General features: G+C 43.6%; 19 protein-coding genes. 16 read left to right on the forward strand and 3 right to left on the reverse strand.

Annotated features, from left to right (window positions below):
* The first annotated feature begins 378 nt into the window (after positions 1–378).
* On the forward strand, positions 379–630 hold the full coding sequence (locus AB4180_RS12685) for a hypothetical protein (protein WP_004735015.1): 252 nt from the start codon (positions 379–381) through the stop codon (positions 628–630).
* Positions 631–824: 194 nt separating this feature from the next.
* Entirely contained in the window at positions 825–1136 is a 312-nt protein-coding gene (locus tag AB4180_RS12690) for a DUF6482 family protein (protein ID WP_009848433.1), read from the forward strand.
* 115 nt (positions 1137–1251) lie between these two features.
* Here AB4180_RS12690 and mutH read toward each other — a convergent pair whose 3' ends face one another.
* Positions 1252–1917 (reverse strand): DNA mismatch repair endonuclease MutH, encoded by a 666-nt coding sequence (mutH, locus tag AB4180_RS12695; RefSeq protein ID WP_102249744.1) that lies wholly within the window; start codon positions 1915–1917, stop codon positions 1252–1254.
* Between the two features lie 616 nt (positions 1918–2533).
* Here mutH and rppH point away from each other — a divergent pair.
* From rppH to AB4180_RS12730, 7 genes are all read left to right on the forward strand, one after another.
* Positions 2534–3052, forward strand: a complete 519-nt coding sequence (gene rppH, locus AB4180_RS12700) for an RNA pyrophosphohydrolase (RefSeq protein WP_009848435.1) — start codon at positions 2534–2536, stop codon at positions 3050–3052.
* A gap of 2 nt (positions 3053–3054) precedes the next feature.
* Positions 3055–5304, forward strand: coding sequence for a phosphoenolpyruvate--protein phosphotransferase (gene ptsP, locus AB4180_RS12705; protein WP_009848436.1), 2250 nt, complete (start codon positions 3055–3057; stop codon positions 5302–5304).
* Positions 5305–5312: 8 nt separating this feature from the next.
* Positions 5313–6104 (forward strand): sulfite exporter TauE/SafE family protein, encoded by a 792-nt coding sequence (locus AB4180_RS12710; RefSeq protein ID WP_102249731.1) that lies wholly within the window; start codon positions 5313–5315, stop codon positions 6102–6104.
* A 58-nt stretch (positions 6105–6162) separates the two neighbouring features.
* Positions 6163–6984, forward strand: a complete 822-nt coding sequence (lgt, locus tag AB4180_RS12715; protein ID WP_004735021.1) for a prolipoprotein diacylglyceryl transferase — start codon at positions 6163–6165, stop codon at positions 6982–6984.
* 9 nt (positions 6985–6993) lie between these two features.
* Complete coding sequence (locus tag AB4180_RS12720) at positions 6994–7845, forward strand: thymidylate synthase (protein WP_009848438.1); 852 nt, start codon at positions 6994–6996, stop codon at positions 7843–7845.
* 156 nt (positions 7846–8001) lie between these two features.
* Entirely contained in the window at positions 8002–9393 is a 1392-nt protein-coding gene (locus AB4180_RS12725) for a winged helix-turn-helix domain-containing protein (RefSeq protein WP_102249730.1), read from the forward strand.
* Positions 9394–9610: 217 nt separating this feature from the next.
* Complete coding sequence (locus AB4180_RS12730; RefSeq protein WP_102249729.1) at positions 9611–10087, forward strand: hypothetical protein; 477 nt, start codon at positions 9611–9613, stop codon at positions 10085–10087.
* A 358-nt stretch (positions 10088–10445) separates the two neighbouring features.
* Here the strand turns inward: AB4180_RS12730 and AB4180_RS12735 are convergent, their stop codons facing one another.
* Positions 10446–11591 (reverse strand): Na/Pi symporter, encoded by a 1146-nt coding sequence (locus AB4180_RS12735; protein WP_017102996.1) that lies wholly within the window; start codon positions 11589–11591, stop codon positions 10446–10448.
* A gap of 389 nt (positions 11592–11980) precedes the next feature.
* On the opposite strand from AB4180_RS12735, the gene nhaR reads away from it, so the two are divergent.
* Complete coding sequence (gene nhaR, locus AB4180_RS12740) at positions 11981–12871, forward strand: transcriptional activator NhaR (RefSeq protein WP_009848442.1); 891 nt, start codon at positions 11981–11983, stop codon at positions 12869–12871.
* Between the two features lie 100 nt (positions 12872–12971).
* A complete protein-coding gene (locus AB4180_RS12745) occupies positions 12972–13265 on the forward strand; it encodes a metalloregulator ArsR/SmtB family transcription factor (protein WP_102249728.1) in 294 nt (97 codons plus the stop codon).
* A gap of 220 nt (positions 13266–13485) precedes the next feature.
* Here AB4180_RS12745 and rpsT read toward each other — a convergent pair whose 3' ends face one another.
* On the reverse strand, positions 13486–13746 hold the full coding sequence (gene rpsT / locus AB4180_RS12750; RefSeq protein WP_012603273.1) for a 30S ribosomal protein S20: 261 nt from the start codon (positions 13744–13746) through the stop codon (positions 13486–13488).
* Between the two features lie 250 nt (positions 13747–13996).
* On the opposite strand from rpsT, the gene murJ reads away from it, so the two are divergent.
* The 5 genes from murJ (at position 13997) to fkpB (ending at position 20935) form a co-directional block, all read left to right on the forward strand.
* Positions 13997–15559 (forward strand): murein biosynthesis integral membrane protein MurJ, encoded by a 1563-nt coding sequence (murJ, locus tag AB4180_RS12755; protein WP_009848488.1) that lies wholly within the window; start codon positions 13997–13999, stop codon positions 15557–15559.
* Positions 15560–15629: 70 nt separating this feature from the next.
* A complete protein-coding gene (gene ribF / locus AB4180_RS12760; protein WP_102249727.1) occupies positions 15630–16565 on the forward strand; it encodes a bifunctional riboflavin kinase/FAD synthetase in 936 nt (311 codons plus the stop codon).
* Positions 16566–16628: 63 nt separating this feature from the next.
* Entirely contained in the window at positions 16629–19487 is a 2859-nt protein-coding gene (ileS, locus tag AB4180_RS12765) for an isoleucine--tRNA ligase (protein ID WP_102249726.1), read from the forward strand.
* Between the two features lie 158 nt (positions 19488–19645).
* The gene (gene lspA, locus AB4180_RS12770; RefSeq protein ID WP_009848445.1) at positions 19646–20146 is read left to right on the forward strand and encodes a signal peptidase II; all 501 of its coding nucleotides are present in this window, start codon (positions 19646–19648) and stop codon (positions 20144–20146) included.
* 357 nt (positions 20147–20503) lie between these two features.
* Positions 20504–20935 (forward strand): FKBP-type peptidyl-prolyl cis-trans isomerase, encoded by a 432-nt coding sequence (gene fkpB, locus AB4180_RS12775; RefSeq protein WP_102249725.1) that lies wholly within the window; start codon positions 20504–20506, stop codon positions 20933–20935.
* The last annotated feature ends 108 nt before the right edge of the window (positions 20936–21043 follow it).

Below are 21043 nucleotides of genomic sequence, written 5' to 3' on the forward strand. Positions count from 1 at the left end.
TTGTTTTAAAAATGTTAACCAATTATCGGTTGAATAATATACTCACTTGGTTAGACTTTAACCGTGAAAGCAACGATTTAACAAAGACTTGTCTGCTTTTACGACCCCATTTCTTTTTGGATTTTTTAGTTAGCTTGGAGGCGCAAATGAAACATTTCGATTTTATACAGCATATTTGCGCGTCGTTTGATCCGTGTACTGACATGGTGACTGATATGTCACACACATCAGCCATGGCCGATCGAAACACCCAAGATAAACCTAACTAATAGATCCGTACCCTTATTTGGCTGCGGAAAAATAGTAGCTAAGTGAGAAGCCCTCATACTATCTAGAACGCTATTTTTCCTCAGTTTATTCCACAACTGGAGAGTTATTATGCGTCACTCAGTATATTTAAAACTAGCAACAGTTCTTATCCGTGCAGACCTTCGTCGTGAAGAGCGTGAATGGCAACGAAAAGTTCGTCGTAGTTCATATGATCTACCATGGAACAACACCCATTTATTGAGAGATATTGGCCTTGAAGCCGATGGTCGACCAATTGGTTTTTCTGAGCCTGAAGTTGTCACGATTGAGCGCCGAGTTCGTCATCTTCGTCGAGTCTTAAGCGCGCGAATACCGACGTAATCTTGTGGGGTGATAGCGCCTTTCACCCCACAAGATAAACATCAGCGATAGTTATGGCGTCGAAAATGCAAATTTTTGAACTAGAACTGGCCAAAAAAAGAGAAGCTCTTGCTTCTCTTTTTTTGCTTTTTTAAGTCGTTATCTAGTAAAGGTAAATAGTTCGGCTAAGCTTTACAGAGCAAGGGAGGCTGACTATGCAGAAGCATCAATTAGACATGTGGTTACATGGAGAGCACAAAGACTCTTATCAGACACCGAAAGTGTACGTTATTGGTTGCTCTGATATCTCTGAATATTTGCTGGCGGTGGAGTACAAACACAAGCTAGAACCGGTAAAGCAAGACGGCGAGCCGCTTCACTTTGGATCCTTGGATCAAGTGAAAGAGGAATTACTCCGGCTCGGCTTTGAAAAGGCCTACCTTCGCTTGCACAACGCGTATGATGAGTTTGGTAATGAACCCAACCAAAGCTACTGCGATATTGAACTGGCGCTCAAACCTCATTAGAGAGTATTTTTAACGAGCGTTGTAGTGAGAAATTACTTCTAAATTGAGACGGTTTATAACGTACTGATCTTTTAGTCTATCTATGCTAGATAAAACCTCTATGCGTAATGGCTTTCTATGCGTAATGGGTTGTCAGCAATCTGTGGGTGAATTGAGTTCGTAGATAGAAACCACGAGGTTTGGTCTTTATTGGTTTTCCACTTGCACCGTAAGCTTCTGTTAACACTCGACTGTTGGCGGCTTTTGGTCGCAAATGCAGTGCTTCGCCGTGTCTTGCTGTTATCTGTTCAACATTACCTAACACGATCAGCTCCATGAGCTCTTCCCAATCCCTTTTTAAGATCTCGTCTTCCGCTTGGGTTGGTGTCCACAATAAAGGGGATCCTACATGCCTTTCTGTCAGCGGGATCTCTCTTTCTCCCTCTACTGGGATCCACAACACTTTAGACAGCTTGTTTCGAACGTGACTGGTTTCCCAAGTTATGCCTTGCACGCCCATCAATGGCGCGACACAAACAAAGGTGGTTTCGAGTGGCTTCCCTGAATAGCCAATCGGGATACTTTTTAGCTCGATCCCGAGCTTGGCAAAATCTTGTTCTGGTTTACTGCCAGCTGGCGCACCCAAGTGCCATTCCAATAGTTGTCCAACCCAGCCTTTATCTCGCTTTAGGTCGTTTGGTACAACCATATTGGCTTCATCGGCGAGCTCTTTGAAGGTCATTCCTGCAATAGCATATGCTCTGTCTAACAGCTCTTGTTGTGTTTGTGGTTCTGGTTTCATAATAAAAGGTATGATCAAAAAAATGATTTTACCAGAAGTTATCACCATATGACGACTGGTTAAGAAATGATCGCCTTGCTAGGAAAGGGATCAAACCCATGGTTATCCACAGGACATAAAGGTAATTAATTGAAATATTAATTTAGTGGATAAATAAACAGGGGTTTGCAGGGGATAAAATGCTTGCTAAATAGGGTTTGAAATGAATCTTTCACTTACTAGTGTGGATAAACATCGGAGTGGTTGATCTTTAACCATGGGTAGTTTTTAAAAGATCTTTTTCTTTTTTCATGTTTTTATAATCGATGGGTTTGCTTTAATTAATTGATTTTTAATTGTTTTTGTTGTCGGTGGGTGGTTTTTTGTTTTTGGTTCTGATAAATCTATGGATTAAAAAAAACGATTGCGGGTAATTCTTCACATAGTTATTCACAGAAAAGGTGAATAAATGTGGTCTATGTCTCACTCTTGTGTGGGTAACTAAGATTTGAGCAAAACTTATCCATATTCGTAGTTATTATTCATAAATATAGCGCTTGTCACGTCACTAAGTTTGCTCCGATTGGGGATATGTGGAAAAATCAGTGTAATTAAAAATTTAGATAGAGGTTGGCCAGTGATAGATGGCGATGGTTACCGATTAAATGTTGGTATTGTAATCTGTAACAACCATGGTCAGGTCTTCTGGGCTAAACGATACGGGCAACATTCATGGCAATTCCCTCAAGGGGGAATAGATGAAGGTGAAACTCCGGAACAGGCAATGTACCGCGAGTTGTATGAAGAGGTTGGCCTTACTAAAAAGGATGTAAAGATCGTCGCGACAAGTCGTCATTGGTTACGCTATAAGCTGCCCAAACGACTGGTTCGGTGGGATTCTAAACCTGTCTGTATTGGACAAAAACAGAAGTGGTTTCTTTTACGCTTAGATTGCGATGAATCGCATATCAATATGCAGCGTGGAAGCACACCTGAGTTTGATGGTTGGCGTTGGGTGAGTTACTGGTACCCGGTTCGACAAGTTGTATCTTTCAAGCGAGATGTTTACCGTCGAGCGATGAAAGAATTCGCATCTTTAGCAATGCCGTTTAAAGAGCGAAAAACAAAAGGAAAGCGCAAATTGCGTAGAGGTTAAGCATGCTCAGCCAACTAAGGGAAATAGTTGAACACGTATCAAGAGTTGAAGATGTGTCGACGGCTCTTGATATTTTGGTTAAAGAGACATGCAGCGCGATGCAGACGGAATGTTGCACCGTGTATTTGGCAAATAATGATATGCAGCGTCTTGAGTTGATGGCAACTCAAGGCCTGATCTTCAAAGGCAATAGTATTCACATTGGTTTTGACGAAGGTTTGGTTGGCCTTGTTAAAAGAAGTGCTGAACCGATCAACCTTGCACAAGCGTCTGCTCACCCTGCTTATAAGTTTTTTCCCGAGCTTGGAGAAAAGGTTTATCACTCTTTTCTCGGCACTCCGATTATCTATCGCAAGCAAGTGCTTGGCGTATTGGTCATTCAACAGAAGTCCCCCCGTTTATTCAGTGAGATGGAAGAATCCTTCCTTGTTACACTCTCAGCACAACTTGCGGTTATTGTGGCGCATGCCCAAACTCAAGGCCATTGGCTGTTAGAGCAACAGAAGCTACCTGCGACCAAAGGTATTGCAGCTTCATCGGGTGTGGCGATTGGTGACTTATGGTGGGACAACACTCAGCCTGAACTCACCGATGTTTACCCTGCTTCGACGCTCAATGTTGAAAGGGAGCATGAGCTGTTGGCAGTCGCTGTCGAAAATGCTCTCAATGATTTTAAGCGAATGCGAAAGCGTTTAGATAGTGAAATCAATAAAGACGCGTTGGCGATCTTTGATCTGTTTACTCACTTACTCAACGATCCCATGTTACGTAAGGATCTCAAGAGTCAAATTCAGAAAGGCGACAAAGCCGATTGGGCATTGAGACAGGTTGTTGAGAGTTACTCTAACCGTTTTGCTCGTATGTCAGATGTGTACCTTCGGGAGAGAGCGCAAGACGTCCGAGAGCTTGGTCAAAGACTGCTCTATTTCCTCCACAATTCTGAACATGAACTTCGCACGTTAGATAAACCGATTATTTTGGTGGTTCGTGAGTTAACGGCCTCTGTATTAGCGTCTATTCCTAAAGAAAAACTATTAGCGGTTATTTCCTTGGAAGGGGCGGCGAACTCGCACGCAGCGATTTTATCTCGAGCTTTGGGTATTCCTTCTGTTATGGGAGTTAACCTTAATCTTTCGCAAGCTAATGGTAAGCAAGCGATTGTTGACGGGTATAGCGGCGAGATCTTTATTGAGCCGACTAAAAACCTGCTCAAAGAGTATCGGGGGCTGATTCTAGAAGAGAGTGAGCTCTCCTCTATGGTCAATCGAGAACTGTACTTACCGGCAAAAACGAAAGACGACAAGCAAGTCGAGATTCTGCTTAATGCGGGTTTGAGTGCAGACACTAACATCGCTATCAACCAAGGGGTTGATGGGGTTGGTCTGTATCGAACCGAAATTTCTTTCTTGTTGCAGCAGAGGTTTCCGTCAGAGGACGAACAATTCAAGCAGTATCGTTCTGTGCTTGCGAGTTACCCTGAGAAGCAAGTGGTGATGCGAACCTTGGATATTGGTGGAGATAAGGCGTTACCTTACTTCCCTATCGAAGAAGACAATCCATTCCTTGGTTGGCGTGGTATTCGTTTTACGCTCGATCATCCTGACATCTTTATTATTCAGTTACGTGCCATGTTACGTGCGAGTTGTGATAGCCAGAACTTGAGTATCTTGTTGCCGATGATCTCTAGCACTCAAGAACTGGATGATACTGTTCAACTTATCGAGCAAGCCTACGATGAAGTGCATGAACTCGACAGTCGAGTTCGTATGCCGCGTATCGGTATCATGATTGAAGTGCCATCAATGCTTTACCTTCTTCCGCTTATTGCGGATAAAGTTGATTTCGTTTCGGTGGGCACCAATGACTTAACTCAATATTTATTGGCGGTTGACCGGAACAATTCCCGCGTCTCTGATGTCTATGAATCCATGCACCCTGCAGTGATCATGGCATTGAAACACATCCATGATACTTGTAAGCAATATCAATTGCCTGTGTGTATATGTGGAGAGCTCGCGGGTGATCCAATGGGTGCATTGCTCTTGATTGGGTTAGGGTATGAGACGTTAAGTATGAACACCTCAAATGTCGCAAGGACTAAGTATTTGATTCGTCAATCTAAGCTTAGTGAACTGCAAGATTTGGCAAATGAGGCGCTATCAAAACCGTATGGAAGTGACATCTATAGTATGATGCTCAACTATTTCGAAGAGCGTGAATTTACAGGCTTCATTCGAGCGGGTAAAAAATAGGATTTAACGTGTCATATGAACTGATAGGCTTGCTAGCAGGCCTTGGTGCTATTGTTGGTGTTTTAGCTGGCTTGCTGGGCATTGGTGGTGGTTTGCTGGTGGTTCCTGCCTTACTCTTTTTGCTTCCTAAAGCGGGTATCCCTCAAGAGTTTGCGATGCAAATGGCATTGGCTACCTCGTTATCAACCATCATCGTTACGTCGGGATCGTCTGCGATTAACCATTTAAAATTGGGTAATGTAGAGATGTTTGTCGTTAAATGGTTGATACCAGGTGTCGTGATAGGTGGCTTCCTAGGTTCTTTCGTGGCCGATGTGATTCCAGCTCAATACTTACCAAAAGTCTTTGGTGTGATTGTCTTGGTATTGGCGTTGCAAATGCTGATGTCTATTCGCTCTAAGAGTCAAAAGTCGATGCCGGGTTCAGCTAAAACCATGTTATGTGGTGGCGGTATTGGTTTGGTTTCAAGCTTGGCTGGTATTGGTGGTGGTTCTTTATCGGTGCCTTTCCTTAACCATCACGGTGTGGAAATGCGCAAAGCTGTAGGCTCATCCTCTGTATGTGGTTGTGTTATCGCGATTTCGGGAATGCTAGGCTTTATTTGGCATGGCTCTTCTGTCGATGATCTTCCGGCGTATAGCTTGGGTTATGTTTATCTACCGGCTTTGATAGCGATATCTTGTACCTCAGTACTGACCACACGAGTTGGCGCTAAACTGGCCACTCAATTGCCAACCCCCGTGCTGAAGAAATTCTTTGCGGTATTTTTAATGTTTATAGCAGCCACTATGCTGCTGTAGTGTCTTTTCTGTTAGCTGTTGAGTTAACCGTTATTCAATTTTAGATAGAGAGCCAAGTATGTCTCAGGGTTTTATCGAATTCCCAAATATCGATCCTGTTCTTATTGAACTAGGACCAATCTCAGTTCGTTGGTACGGCCTAATGTACCTTGTTGGTTTTATGTTTGCTCTTTGGTTAGCAAATCGCCGAGCGGATCAACCCGGTAGTGGTTGGACTCGAGAGCAAGTATCAGACTTACTGTTTGCTGGCTTTTTAGGTGTGGTACTGGGTGGTCGTATTGGCTACGTACTTTTCTACAACTTTGGCCTTTTCATTGATGATCCACTCTACCTATTTAAGGTATGGACTGGCGGTATGTCTTTCCACGGTGGTTTGCTTGGTGTGATCACCGCGATGCTTTGGTATGCCAAAAAGAACGGTCGAACCTTTTTTGGTGTCGCAGACATGATTGCACCATTGGTTCCATTTGGTTTAGGTATGGGGCGTATGGGCAACTTCATGAACAGTGAACTTTGGGGTCGTGTGACTGATGTGCCATGGGCGATTGTATTCCCTAACGGTGGTCCACTCCCTCGTCACCCATCTCAGCTTTATGAAATGGCGCTTGAAGGTATTGTACTGTTCTTCATCTTGAACTGGTTCATCAAAAAGCCTCGTCCTCTTGGCTCTGTATCAGGGTTATTCCTAGCAGGATATGGTACATTCCGCTTCCTAGTTGAATACGTACGTGAACCTGATGCTCAGCTAGGTTTGTTCGGTGGATTTATCTCTATGGGACAAATTTTGTCACTGCCAATGGTTATCATCGGTGTGCTGATGATGGTTTGGGCATACAAGCGTGGTCACTACAAAGATGAATTACCACAACAAACGAAGTAAGGAATTGGTGTGAAACAGTATTTAGATCTCTGTCAGCGTATCGTTAATGACGGTACTTGGATTGAAAATGAACGCACAGGCAAGCGCTGCCTAACCGTAATCAATGCTGACCTTGAATATGATGTAGGTAATAACCAATTCCCACTGGTAACAACACGTAAAAGTTTTTGGAAAGCCGCAGTTGCCGAGCTGCTTGGCTATATCCGTGGTTACGACAATGCTGAAGATTTTCGTAAGCTAGGGACTAAAACTTGGGATGCGAATTCTAACCTGAATGAAGCATGGCTAAATAACCCTTACCGCAAGGGTGAAGACGACATGGGCCGTGTTTATGGCGTTCAAGGACGTGCATGGGCAAAACCTGACGGCGGTCATATCGACCAACTGAAGAAGATTGTTGATGATCTAACAAACGGTATTGATGACCGCGGCGAGATCTTAAACTTCTATAACCCAGGTGAGTTCCACATGGGTTGTTTGCGTCCGTGTATGTACAGCCATCACTTCTCTCTACTTGGTGACACTTTGTACCTAAACAGTACTCAGCGCTCTTGTGATGTTCCATTAGGTCTGAACTTCAACATGGTTCAAGTGTATGTGTTCCTAGCAATCATGGCGCAAATCACGGGTAAGAAAGCGGGTGTGGCTTACCACAAGCTGGTTAATGCTCATATCTACGAAGATCAACTCGCACCTATGCGTGATATCCAGTTGAAGCGTGAGCCTTTAGCGGGGCCAACATTCCATATCAATCCTGAGATTAAGTCTCTAGAAGATTTGGAAACGTGGGTGACGATGGATGACTTCTGGGTTGAAGGCTACGAATGCCACGAAGCGATTAAGTACCCATTCTCGGTTTAATCTAATCTGCTTTGTTTGACTGACTGACTGACTGACTGACTGACTGACTGATCGAAAGGCTGCCTCTGCGCAGCCTTTTTTATTTCTGATGCTTGGCTTGCTTACTATTCGTAAAACCAATAATCTTGAGTGGTCTTTTCTAACCACAGAACTACTATGACTCGCTCGCATTGCTTTGTATTGCAACACGACTTTCCTATTTCTTTCTACCCTGATAAAAACCAGTTGGTGATTGATAGTGAAGAGATTCATTTAGAGCCACTACAAGCAAGGCTGCTCAGCTATTTCATCGACAAGCGCGGGCAAGTGGTTAGTACGCAGCAGATAGCTGCTGATGTCTGGCAGCGAACTCAAGTGTCTGACAACTTGGTCAGACAGGTCATCAGTTTACTGCGCAGTCAGCTTCAGGATAAAGTACGTCCGTATCGCATCATTCAGACCATTCCTAAGCAAGGTTATCTGTTCGATATTGAGATAATTCAGCCTAGCGTTGAGACTACTCCCGTAGTAGAAATTCCCCCACCTGAAATCAAAGTTGTTTCTAAGCCTAAAAATAAAACCATTGCCCTGATTACAGCCGCAGTATTCTCTATTGGCTTAATAGCAACTTGGGCGTGGAAAATTGATGTCTCAACCAATGACACAGCTGTTATTTCTGCGCCTCAAAGTGATGTAATTCCCGTTTATATCCATGACATAACACTCGATTCTGCGGACGATTATGAGATGTCGGAAAGCGTGTACAACTACCTATTCTACGGGCTGAACTCAGCGAGAAATTTATCGGGTTACCACTTCTCTCAGCTCTCAAAACAGGGCAAGCAATCACTTGCCAATAATGGTGTCGAACTCAAAGGTTGGCTCAAGCAAAAGGGCAGTAATTATATACTGAGCGTGCTGATACAAAACAACCGCCAGCCCAATCAAAGCCAGAAAGTGGAAAAGAGCTTTAGCCAAGATAACTTCTTTGATGCCATTGGGGATGTGATTCTTGAGATTAAAGCCATTATTGCCCCAATGAGTTCAGAATACGGTGTCGTCAGTCATCGAGTGACTTCTATTGATAACTACGACGATTGGAAGGTTATTTCAGAGGGAATATCGCTTTTCTACCAAGGCAAAGGTGGACAGCCATTTGCAGAGATCGCACTTCAGTTGGATACGATTCAACAGCAAGGAAGAGACAATTATTTGGTCAATGCCTTATTGTCGTATTCGGAATCTTTGGCTTATTTGCAAAGTCATGAGCAAGAAGATCGCGAACATGCACTGCAACTGGCAAAGCAAGCCTTTGAGATGAACCCACGTTGTGATATTGCCAACCTTACCTTGGGTCTTGCACTGTTAATCAACCAACATGCCAATCAAGCTTTCCCTTACCTTTTTTATGCGGCCGAAAGTACACCGAGCCCTATCAGTTTTTATCTACTTAGTGTGGCTGACAAGCTGTCGGATAACCCAGAAGGTTCGCAATACAACTATCAGCGCTATACCGAAGTGAAAAAAGAGTATAATGGCCAACTGTTTGATCTTATTGAATCTTTATAAAAAACAAACCTTTCCTAAACCACATAATTCTCTTTGAAGTGAAGACGTTGAGTTACCGCTAATAGTAACGGCTCTTCCGCAAGGTTTCCTTGTGCTAACAGGCTTCTCAACATGTTTGATTATTGTTTGGAGTTAGGCTCGATTGCCTTGCATCAAGCATAAAAACATCGACTTCCACATACTGGTCACCAAATCATTTATTATTTGGGGTATACACATGTTGAAGAAGTTTGCTTTTCAGATCATTCCAATTCAGATCTTCTTATTCGTCTTTTGGTTCAAAAATGGCTTTATCGATAAAGTGATGGGCGTGCTACTTGGCTTCATTACGCCCGATACCGCTTATGCAGGTGACACTTGGGCTGGCTGGAAAGGCTATATTGTCGGCACTTGGGATAAGAGCCAAGTTGGTCATGTTTTACTGAGCCCTACGTTCGATTTTATGTTTCCTATTCTGATTGCTTTGCAATGTTTACCATTTTTATTGGTACTTCGCTCGGTGATAGCTGGTGAATTCATGGCCGGTAAAGAGCGACCGTGGTTACTCTATGCGGCATTCGCTTCTCTGTTTGTGACTGCTTGTATGGCTTTCACTCAAACCATCACAGGCGCAAGCGACGGGCAGTATCTATGGCAATTTATCGGCTTCGGCATGGTTGCCATTATGTACCTACGTAATGAGCAAGGTAAGTAAGCGTTTTTAGATACGAGATAAGGGTAGATAGATGCGAGTAAACGGGATGCGAGATACGAAGATCAAAAGCCCCCGTCATTCCCTAGACTGACGAAGGAGGGAGTAGGGAATCTCTGGGTGTTGTGTATTAGGTCGATTCCCTATCACGCTCGTTCCTCGCTGTAGGGAATGACGGGGATATATAGATGCGAGTAAAACGGGCTTTTCGTTACTCGTTCACTCGCATTCCGTATCTGCTTTCAACTTGTTATTCGCTACTCGAATCTTCTTTTTGTCTCCCACATCTGCCTTTCAGAAAAGAAAAAGCCCGCAACCTAGAAGGTTGCGGGCTTTGCTATAAGCGATGTTTGTTTTGCTATTAAGCAGTCAGTGCTAACACGCTACCTGGCAGTACAAGGAATACCGCAACAAGATAACCAGCTACTACAGCTTTATTTTTCACTGCCATGTCTGAAATGATGTCAGCTGCTTTCACTGGCAGTTCACGTAGGAACGGAATACCAAAGATGAATACCGTTGCCATGATGTTGAACACCAAGTGTACTAGAGCAATCTGTAGTGCGAATACTGCGAACTCACCAGATACTGCTGTAGCTGCAAGTAGAGCCGTAATACATGTACCGATGTTTGCACCCAAAGTGAATGGGTAAACGTCACGTACTTTAAGAACACCTGAACCTACTAGTGGAACCATCAAGCTTGTTGTTGTAGAAGAAGACTGAACAAGGATAGTCACGATAGAGCCAGAAGCGATACCGTGGATAGGACCACGACCGATTGCGTTCTTTAGAATCTCACGAGCACGGCCAACCATTAGGCTCTTCATTAGCTTACCCATTACCGTGATAGCTACGAAGATAGTCGCGATACCTAGAACGATAAGCATAACCCCACCAACAGTGTCGCCAAACGTTGATAGTGGTTCTTTAATCGCACTTACTACAGGCTTAGTGATTGGCTTGATGAAGTTAAGACCACCCATGCTCATATCACCTGTTGCTAGCATCGGTGATACTAACCAGTGAGAAATTTTCTCTAGAATACCAAACGCCATCTCTAGTGGTAGGAAGATAGCAACGGCTAATAGGTTAAAGAAGTCGTGAATCGTCGCACTTGCGAATGCACGTTTGAACTCATCTTTACAACGAACATGACCAAGGCTAACTAGCGTATTGGTTACCGTAGTACCAATGTTCGCACCCATGATCATAGGGATTGCTAGCTCAACAGGTAAGCCACCTGCCACAAGGCCAACGATAATTGAAGTAACTGTACTTGATGATTGAATAAGTGCTGTTGCTACTAAACCAATCATTAAGCCTGCAACTGGGTGTGAAGCAAATTCGAAAAGAACTTTTGCTTGCTCGCCTGTTGCCCATTTGAAGCCTGTACCAACCATTGAAACTGAAAGTAATAGTAGGTAAAGCATGAATGCCAAGTTAGCCCAGCGTAGCCAACGAGTTGTGCTCGAGATAGGCGCTGCTGCAGTAGTAGCTTGGTTCATAATGTTTTCTCCATTGGACCGTTTTAGTCTGTGTTTGGTCTGTTTGTTTAATCTGAGCGTGATGTTAGAGAACAAATATTTCAGTAATATTACATTTTGGTTTAGGTGAGACTTTTTTGTGATGATTTGCTCTTTAAATATTTGGTCTTGAAATGGTGGTGGTTTAAATTGTTGTTTTTAAAGTTTTTTGTTCGTGTTTTTGATAGGTGATATAGATCTTAAAAGTTAGAGAAAAATTGAAAATAATCGTTGAAATATTACATTATGAAATTAGACACTTCGTAAAAATAAGTAGTAATTGATAGTTAGGTGTGGTTTTTCCGAGTTTGTTGAGTGGGGAGGGCATATTTGATATAACAGGTTATCTTCTCTTTTTTTACGGCACATTTATGTCGCATCTCAACTATAACCACCTTTATTACTTCTGGATGGTTTGCAAGCAAGGCTCTGTTACTAAAGCTGCAGAAGCCCTATTCCTAACACCACAAACGGTAACTGGTCAGATAAAAGCCTTAGAAGAGCGTATGGACGGCAAGCTAACTAAGCGTAATGGTCGCAGTGTTGAGCCGACAGAGCTTGGGCAGTTGGTCTTTAAATATGCCGATCGTATGTTTGGCCTGAGTTACGAGATGCTGGATATCGTGAATTATAGCCAGCACTCCAATATTCTGTTTGATGTTGGCGTCGCGGATGCACTGTCCAAAAGATTAGTCAGCAAGATATTGATGTCGACAATCCCACCCGATAACAGCATTCATTTACGCTGCTTTGAATCGACTCATGAAATGCTACTTGAACAACTTTCTCAGCATAAGCTCGATATGATTTTGTCTGACTGCCCGGTGGATTCTAGCCAAAGCCCAGGCCTGTTTAGTAAAAAGTTGGGTGAGAGTGGTATGAGCTTTTTCAGTTCAGGTAATGTGGAAGGTGTTAACTTTCCTGCTGTATTAGAACAAAAGAAACTGTTAATCCCAGGAAGTCGAACTTCGATGGGGCGTAAAGTACTGCAATGGTTTGATAGACAAGGACTTAAGCCTGATATTTTGGGTGAGTTTGATGACGCGGCATTGATGAAGGCTTTCGCTCGTTACCACCACGACGCTATTTTCTTAGCGCCTACGCTATATATGTCAGAGGTTGAGGAAGATACGTCATTGCAATTGTTGGGGGGAATCGAGGAGTTAAAAGAGGAGTACTACGTCATATTTGCTGAGAGGATGATCCAACATCCAGCAGTAAAAAATGTATGTGACGCAGATTTTAGCAAATTGTTCGAGTGAGCTTGTTTGTTAATGAATTGATATCGATTATCATGACTTCATAATCTGCCGGAAATACTGATAACCCGGACTTGGCGTAAAGGTTGTATGGAGCCAAACTATGAACTTAAAAGAGATGGAGAAGAATTCAGCACAAGCTGTGATTCTACTCAAAGCCATGGCCAATGAGCGTCGCTTACAGATTCTGTGCCTATTGCATGGTACTGAGCTGTCGGTTGGGGAGTTGTGTGGCAAGTTGGAATTGAGTCAATCTGCTTTATCTCAACATCTTGCTTGGTTGAGAAGAGATGGTTTGGTCGAAACTCGCAAAGAAGCTCAAACAGTGTATTACACATTGAGCAGTGAAGAAGTAAAAGCGATGATTGACCTACTGCATGGTATGTACTGCAAGTAGTTTATTGCTGGTGGGGGAAGTGATTTCTTACCAGGGGTAGGGTCGACACAAGGAAGTGTCAGTATTTCATGTCGAACGTTAGTGCCTATCAGCAAACCGCATATCTTTAAGTAAACCAAGTAACGCTCAGCAAGAAAAATCTCTGTGTTACTCAAAATTTAGATATAAAAAAACCGGCCGAGGCCGGTTTTTTTCGTTTTGCGTTGTAATCAAATTTCTATTAAAGAGCTTTGATTGCAGCAGCGAAACGAGACTTATGACGTGCAGCTTTATTCTTATGAATAAGGCCTTTAGTCGCCATGCGGTCTAGAAGAGGTGTAACTTCTACAAGAGCAGCAGTTGCAGCTTCTTTATTGCCAGCTTCAATAGCTGCAATAGTTTTTTTCATGTAAGTGCGCATCATAGAACGACGGCTAGCATTGTGCTGGCGACGTTTCTCAGCTTGGATAGCGCGCTTCTTAGCAGATTTACTGTTTGCCAAGGTCTAACTCCCAAAAACTTAGTTCGGTGACAATTTAAGGGCGAGGACTATCCCTCATAGGCGCTTAATTGTCAAATGATTTGTGCAAAAACCAATCGTAGCCAAACAAACTTTGGTATGGAAAGGTCATCGCGGTTAAGATGGCGGGGATTCTAACAGCATTTTTAGACCAATGCTAATAAATATGCTTCTTAGGACAGGATAGTATTTATCCTCGCTTGAAAGTAATCAACCAGTGTCAGAGGTTTGTGTGAGTAAACGACTATTAAAGTCAGGCCTGATTGTCAGTGCAATGACTTTTGTTTCGCGCGTATTGGGGCTAGTACGTGATGTAGTAGTAGCAAATTTGATGGGAGCAGGAGCGAGTGCCGACGTATTTTTCTTCGCTAATAAAATCCCTAATTTCTTACGTCGACTTTTCGCAGAAGGTGCCTTTTCTCAAGCGTTTGTTCCTGTATTAACAGAATATCACGCTGCTGGTGATAAAGATAAGACTCGAGATTTAATTGCCAAAGTATCGGGCACGCTCGGGGTACTAGTTTCTATCGTCACCGTTATCGGGGTGTTGGGCTCGGGTGTCATCACTGCGATGTTTGGCGCAGGTTGGTTTATCGATTGGTTAAATGATGGCCCAGCAGCACCAAAATTTGAGCTGGCGAGCTTTATGCTCAAGATTACCTTTCCTTATTTATGGTTTATCACCTTTGTTGCTTTATCTGGTGCAATCCTCAATACCATGGGCAAATTTGCGGTTTCGTCATTTACCCCTGTGTTCCTGAACGTAATGATCATAGGTTCAGCATGGTTTATCTCTCCTAATTTAGAACAACCCGAAATTGGCTTGGCCATCGGTGTGTTTCTTGGTGGTTTAGTCCAGTTCCTTTTCCAAATGCCTTTCTTGATTAAAGCGGGTGTGTTGGTTAAGCCGAAGTGGGGGTGGAGAGATCCCGGTGTAGTTAAGATCCGGACGCTAATGATCCCTGCCTTGTTTGGTGTGTCAGTGAGCCAAATCAACTTGTTGTTCGATACCTTCATTGCCAGCTTTCTAGCAACCGGCTCTATCAGTTGGCTATATTATTCGGATCGATTATTGGAATTCCCACTCGGTTTGTTTGGTATTGCTATTGCGACGGTTATTCTTCCTGCTTTGTCGCGTAAACACGTAGACGCTCAAGGGGAAGGGTTTGCTCATACAATGGACTGGGGCGTGCGCATGGTTTTATTGCTAGGCATTCCTGCAATGTTAGGTCTTATTGTTTTAGCCAAGCCGATGCTGATGGTGCTCTTCATGCGTGGCGAGTTTTCACCACACGATGTACAGCAGGCTTCCATGTCTTTGGTGGCATACGCTTCAGGCTTGCTTAACTTCATGTTGATTAAAGTGTTGGCTCCGGGCTATTACTCACGTCAAGATACTAAAACTCCTGTGAAGTACGGCATCATTGCGATGGTCACTAACATGGTGTTCAACGCGATTTTCGCTTATTTCTATGGTTATGTTGGTTTGGCAATCGCAACGGCGTTATCTGCGTTCGTGAACATGACTCTACTTTATCGTGGTCTGCATATAGCGGGTGTTTATCGTTTAACCAAGACTACATTGTTGTTTAGCCTTAAATTATTAGTATCTGGAACTGTGATGGTTGGCGTGATTTTATGGCAACTAGACAATATGCAGCTGTGGCTTGATTGGAGCTTCAACCAAAGAGCGTTGACGCTAACAGGGTTGATCGCACTTGGTGGCTTTGCTTATATTGTGTCGGTACTGGTTTTAGGTATCCGAGTAAAACATTTAAAAGCAGCGACAGATTAATACTGATTAGTATATAATCCGTCGGTTTCACACAATAAATGATGCAAATAACAGGTTTTAGCTGATCACAATGGAACTGATCCGAGGTATACACAATATTAAAGCACAGCATCATGGCTGTGTATTAACCATAGGTAACTTCGATGGTGTTCATTTAGGGCATCAAGAGGTTCTGAGTCAGGTTTCTAAACAAGCTACAGCACTGGGACTCCCTTCTGTTGTCATGACGTTTGAACCGCAACCTATGGAGTTGTTTGCTAAAGGTCGAGCGCCAGCGCGTTTAACTCGTTTACGAGATAAGTACGTGCAATTGAGCAAGCTAGAGATTAGTCGTTTATTGTGTGTGAATTTCAATCAGTATTTTGCAAGCTTGTCTGCGGAAGCGTTCATTAAGGAGCTTTTGGTTGATAAGCTTGGTGTGAAATTCTTGGTGGTTGGTGACGATTTTTGCTTTGGCAAAGGCCGAACGGGTAATTTCGCTATGCTTAAAGAAGCGGGCGAAAAATATGGTTTTGAGGTGGTGAGCACCCAAAGTTATTGCTTAAACCAATTACGAGTAAGCAGCACTGAGATACGAAATGCGTTAGCGGCCAATGACTTGGCTTCTAGTGCTACCATGCTTGGGCGTGACTACAGTATCAGTGGTCGTGTTTCTCATGGTCGTAAACTAGGGAGAACTATCGGTTTCCCTACCGCTAATATTCCATTAAAACGTTGTGTTTCTCCTGTGTCGGGAGTGTATGTTGTTGAAGCATTAGATATCGACGGTGTTCCTGTCGGTGGTGTTGCTAATATTGGACAACGACCAACAGTTAATGGTGTAAGGCAGCAATTAGAAGTACATTTTTTTGACTTTAAAGCCAATTTATATGGTAAACAGTTAGAAGTGCGACTTTTGCACAAACTGCGCGACGAGATAAAGTTTGAGTCGTTCGACGCATTAAAGAATCAAATAGAATTGGATGCTGAAGCCGCAAGGGTGTGGCTGCTTCAGCTAAAGAATTAGTCGGATAATTCCACCGATTAACATAATGTCTAACTTCGCCCAATATAACGGAATTAAGAATCGATGAGTGATTATAAAGATACCCTGAACTTACCAGAAACAGGGTTCCCAATGCGTGGCAATCTGGCAAATCGTGAACCAGAAATGCTGAAGCGTTGGTACAAAGAAGACCTTTACGGTGAGATCCGTAAGGCAAAGAAAGGTAAAAAATCTTTCGTACTGCATGATGGCCCTCCATACGCGAACGGCGACATTCACATTGGCCACGCGCTGAACAAGATTCTTAAAGACATTATTATCAAATCTAAGACCCTTTCTGGTTTTGATGCACCGTACATCCCTGGTTGGGACTGTCACGGTCTTCCAATCGAGTTGATGGTTGAGAAGAAGAAAGGTAAGCCTGGTCAGAAGATTTCAGCGGCAGAATTCCGCGAAGAGTGTCGTAAGTACGCTGCGGGCCAAGTTGAAGGTCAGAAAGAGAGCTTCAAACGTCTTGGTATCATGGGCGAGTGGGATAAACCTTACCGTACTATGGATTTTGGCACTGAAGCGAACATCATTCGTTCTCTAGGCAAAATCGCAGACAAAGGTCACCTTCTTAAAGGTTTCAAACCAGTTCACTGGTGTACTGACTGTGGCTCTGCTTTGGCTGAAGCTGAAGTTGAATACAAAGATAAAGTGTCTCCATCTATCGATGTGAAATTTACAGCAGCTGACGAAGCGGCGCTTCTAGAGAAATTTACTCTAGCGGAAGGTCACGCGGGTCAGGGCGAAATCTCTATCGTTATCTGGACGACAACACCATGGACTCTGCCGGCTAACCGCGCAGTATGTCTACGTGATGATCTTGAATACGTATTGATCCAAGTTGAAGCGAATGGCGACCAGCCAGCTCAACGTATCGTTGTTGCTTCTGAACTAGCAAAAGACGTAATGGATCGTGCGGGTATCGAGCACTTCCATAACCTTGGTTTTGCTACTGGTGCTGACCTTGAGCTTTCTCAGTTCAACCACCCGTTCTACAACTTTACGGTTCCTGCTGTTCTTGGCGACCACGTTACAACGGATTCTGGTACTGGTGTGGTTCACACTGCGCCTGGTCACGGTCAAGAGGATTTCGTGGTTGGTAAGAAGTACAACCTAGAAATTGCTAACCCAGTAGGTTCTAACGGCGTTTACCTGCCAGACACTGAGCTTTTTGCTGGTCAGCATGTATTCAAAGCGAACGACTCTGTTTTAGAAGTTCTAAAAGAGAAGGGTGCACTACTGCATCACCACGCTTACGAGCACAGCTACCCACATTGTTGGAGACACAAAACTCCAATCATCTTCCGTGCAACACCACAATGGTTCATCTCTATGGATCAAGCTGGCCTTCGTGCAAAAGCACTTGAGTCAACAAAGAGTGTTGAATGGATGCCAGAATGGGGCCAAAGCCGTATCGAAGGTATGATCGAAGGTCGCCCTGAGTGGTGTATCTCTCGTCAACGTACTTGGGGTGTGCCAATTGCTCTGTTCGTTCATAAAGAAACATCAGAACTTCATCCAGATAGCCCAGCTCTTATTGAAAAAGTAGCGAAGCTTGTGGAAGAAAAAGGCATTCAAGCTTGGTGGGATGTAGATGCTGCTGAACTGATGGGTGCTGAAGACGCTGATAAGTACGAGAAAGTACTTGATACGCTAGACGTATGGTTCGACTCAGGTGTAACGCACTTCTCTGTTGTGGATTCTCGTGAAGAGTACAACTTCCCGAATGAAGAAAGAACGCACAGTGCTGATCTTTACCTTGAAGGTTCTGACCAACACCGTGGCTGGTTCCAGTCTTCTTTGATTTCATCTATCGCGATGAAAGACGAAGCACCATACAAGCAAGTGCTAACGCACGGTTTCGTGGTTGATGGTAACGGCCGTAAGATGTCTAAATCTATCGGTAACGTTGTTGCTCCTAAAGATGTAACGAACAAGCTAGGCGCAGATATTCTACGTCTATGGGTTGCTTCTACGGATTACACTAACGAAGTTGCGGTTTCTGACGAGATTCTTAAGCGTTCTGCTGATGCATACCGTCGTATTCGTAACACGGCTCGTTTCTTCCTAGCGAACTTGAACGGTTTCAACCCTGAAACTGACCTAGTTCCAGTTGAAGACATGGTAGCACTTGATCGCTGGGCTGTTGGCCGTGCTCAAGCTGCACAAGAAGAGATCGTTAAAGCATACGGTGAGTACAACACTCACGGTGTAACTCAACGTCTAATGCAGTTCTGTTCTATCGAAATGGGTTCTTTCTACCTAGACGTAATTAAAGACCGTCAGTACACAGCGAAGCAGGGCAGCCATGCTCAACGTAGCTGCCAAACAGCGCTTTACTACATCGTAGAAGCTCTAGTTCGTTGGATGGCTCCTATCATGTCGTTCACTGCAGATGAAATCTGGAACGAGATGCCAGGCGAACGCGACACGTTTGTATTCACAGGCGAGTGGTTCGAAGGCCTATTTGGTCTTGCTGACGACGAAGAGCTAAGCAACGAATTCTGGACTGAAATCCAGTCAGTTCGTGGCGCAGTGAACAAGCTTCTTGAAGATGCTCGTAAAGAGAAAACAATCGGTGGCGCTCTGCAGGCTGAAGTTACTCTATACGCTGACGATGCACTAGCGGCTAAAATCAACAAGCTAGAAGATGAGCTACGTTTCGTCCTTATTACTTCTGCTGCGGTTGTTAAACCACTTAGCGATAAGTCTGATACAGCTCAAGCGACAGACGTTGAAGGTCTGTACGTTGAAGTTGCAGCAACTGAAGCTGAGAAGTGTGACCGTTGCTGGCACCACACTCCAGATGTAGGCACAATTGAAGGTCACGAGAAAGTTTGTGGTCGTTGTGTGTCGAACATCGACGGTGAAGGCGAAGTGCGTAAGTACGCATAACGACTCAGAGAAATACTGAACTTTTTGTAAAAATCATAGCCCCAGTACCAACTGGGGTTATTTTTAATTATAGGAAATGTGTTTAGCCAAGTTTGGTAATCAAGGTCACTTAAATTGAGTAACAGTGAATACCAACTTCGTAAATACTAGGAATAGAAATGAGTGAAGTTTCGTTAAAACAATCTGGTGTGCGTTGGTTATGGTTGGCCCTACTGGTCTTCCTTGCTGATATCGGTATCAAACTCTTTGTTATGGACAACATGGGTTATGGCTGGGCAAACCGCATTGAGGTGTTGCCATTCTTTAACTTTTTGTACGTGCATAACTACGGTGCAGCATTTAGCTTCTTGAGTGATCAAAGTGGTTGGCAGCGCTGGTTATTTACGGGTATCGCATTTGCAGTAACGGGGATGCTGACGTACTGGATGAGTAAGCTACCAGCAACAGATAAGTGGAACAACATTGCTTATGCGATCATCATTGGTGGCGCTGTTGGTAACGTGTTCGACCGTGTTGTACATGGCTTTGTCGTCGATTACTTAGACTTCTATTGGGGTACTTACCACTGGCCTGCATTTAACCTAGCGGATATGGGAATCTGTATCGGTGCCGCGATGATCATCTTAGATGGTTTCCGTAAGAAAGATGAAAGCCAATAGACTACTCAGACATTAATGAGTATCAAGCAAATCGCTTTGTAATAGATTGTCCTAAAGTCAGCCTATGACTCACAGAATAGAATAGCCCTAAGCGCTGTCGGTTGATTCCGACGGCGCTTTTTTTTATGCTGCAATTAATATCAATCGTAGTAAATAACTACTCTCCCTAGTTTGCTAAAAGCCTCGATAACTTCGTTAGAATTTTTGATTGTAGAATAACTACTTATCGAAAAACTCTGCCTTGTTCTCAAGCCTTTTCCCTGAACTATGTCTGAGTACTTACTTACTGTGATTGATATGATATGAGAGCGAAGCAAAATGCATTCTCAAATAATAAAGAAATCTAAGGAAAGTAACGTGGCAGCAATTAAAAATGATTCAGCAGTAACTCTACATTTTACGATTAAAATGAAGGATGGTTCAGTTGCCGATAGCACCGAAAATATGGGTAAGCCTGCAAAGTTCGTGATGGGTGATGGCAGCCTAAGTGAGAACTTTGAACTGTGCCTGATTGGCCTTGAAACGGGGACTGAAAAGTCTATCGAATTGAAGGCGGAAGACGCGTTTGGTATGCCAAATCCAGATCATATTCATCATATGGATCGTGCTAAGTTTGTTGACGATTCTGAAGTCGAGGTTGGCACTATTATGGCTTTCTCTGGTCCTGATGGTATGGAAATTCCAGGTATTATCACTGAGATCGCGGGTGATTCAGTGACGGTTGATTTTAATCATCCATTAGCAGGCCAAGACGTTACGTTTGACGTTAACATCTTAGCTGTGGACTAACTGTCTTAACGGTGGAGTAGCTATCTTAGCGGTTAATCACTATCTTAACAGTAGAATAATATCGCCTTACAGGTGTGATGCAACCCAGAGCTTCACTGTCTAGGCGCT

The sequence above is a fragment of the Vibrio sp. 10N.286.49.C3 genome, from assembly GCF_041469545.1.
GTDB classification, from domain to species: Bacteria; Pseudomonadota; Gammaproteobacteria; order Enterobacterales; family Vibrionaceae; genus Vibrio; species Vibrio tasmaniensis_A.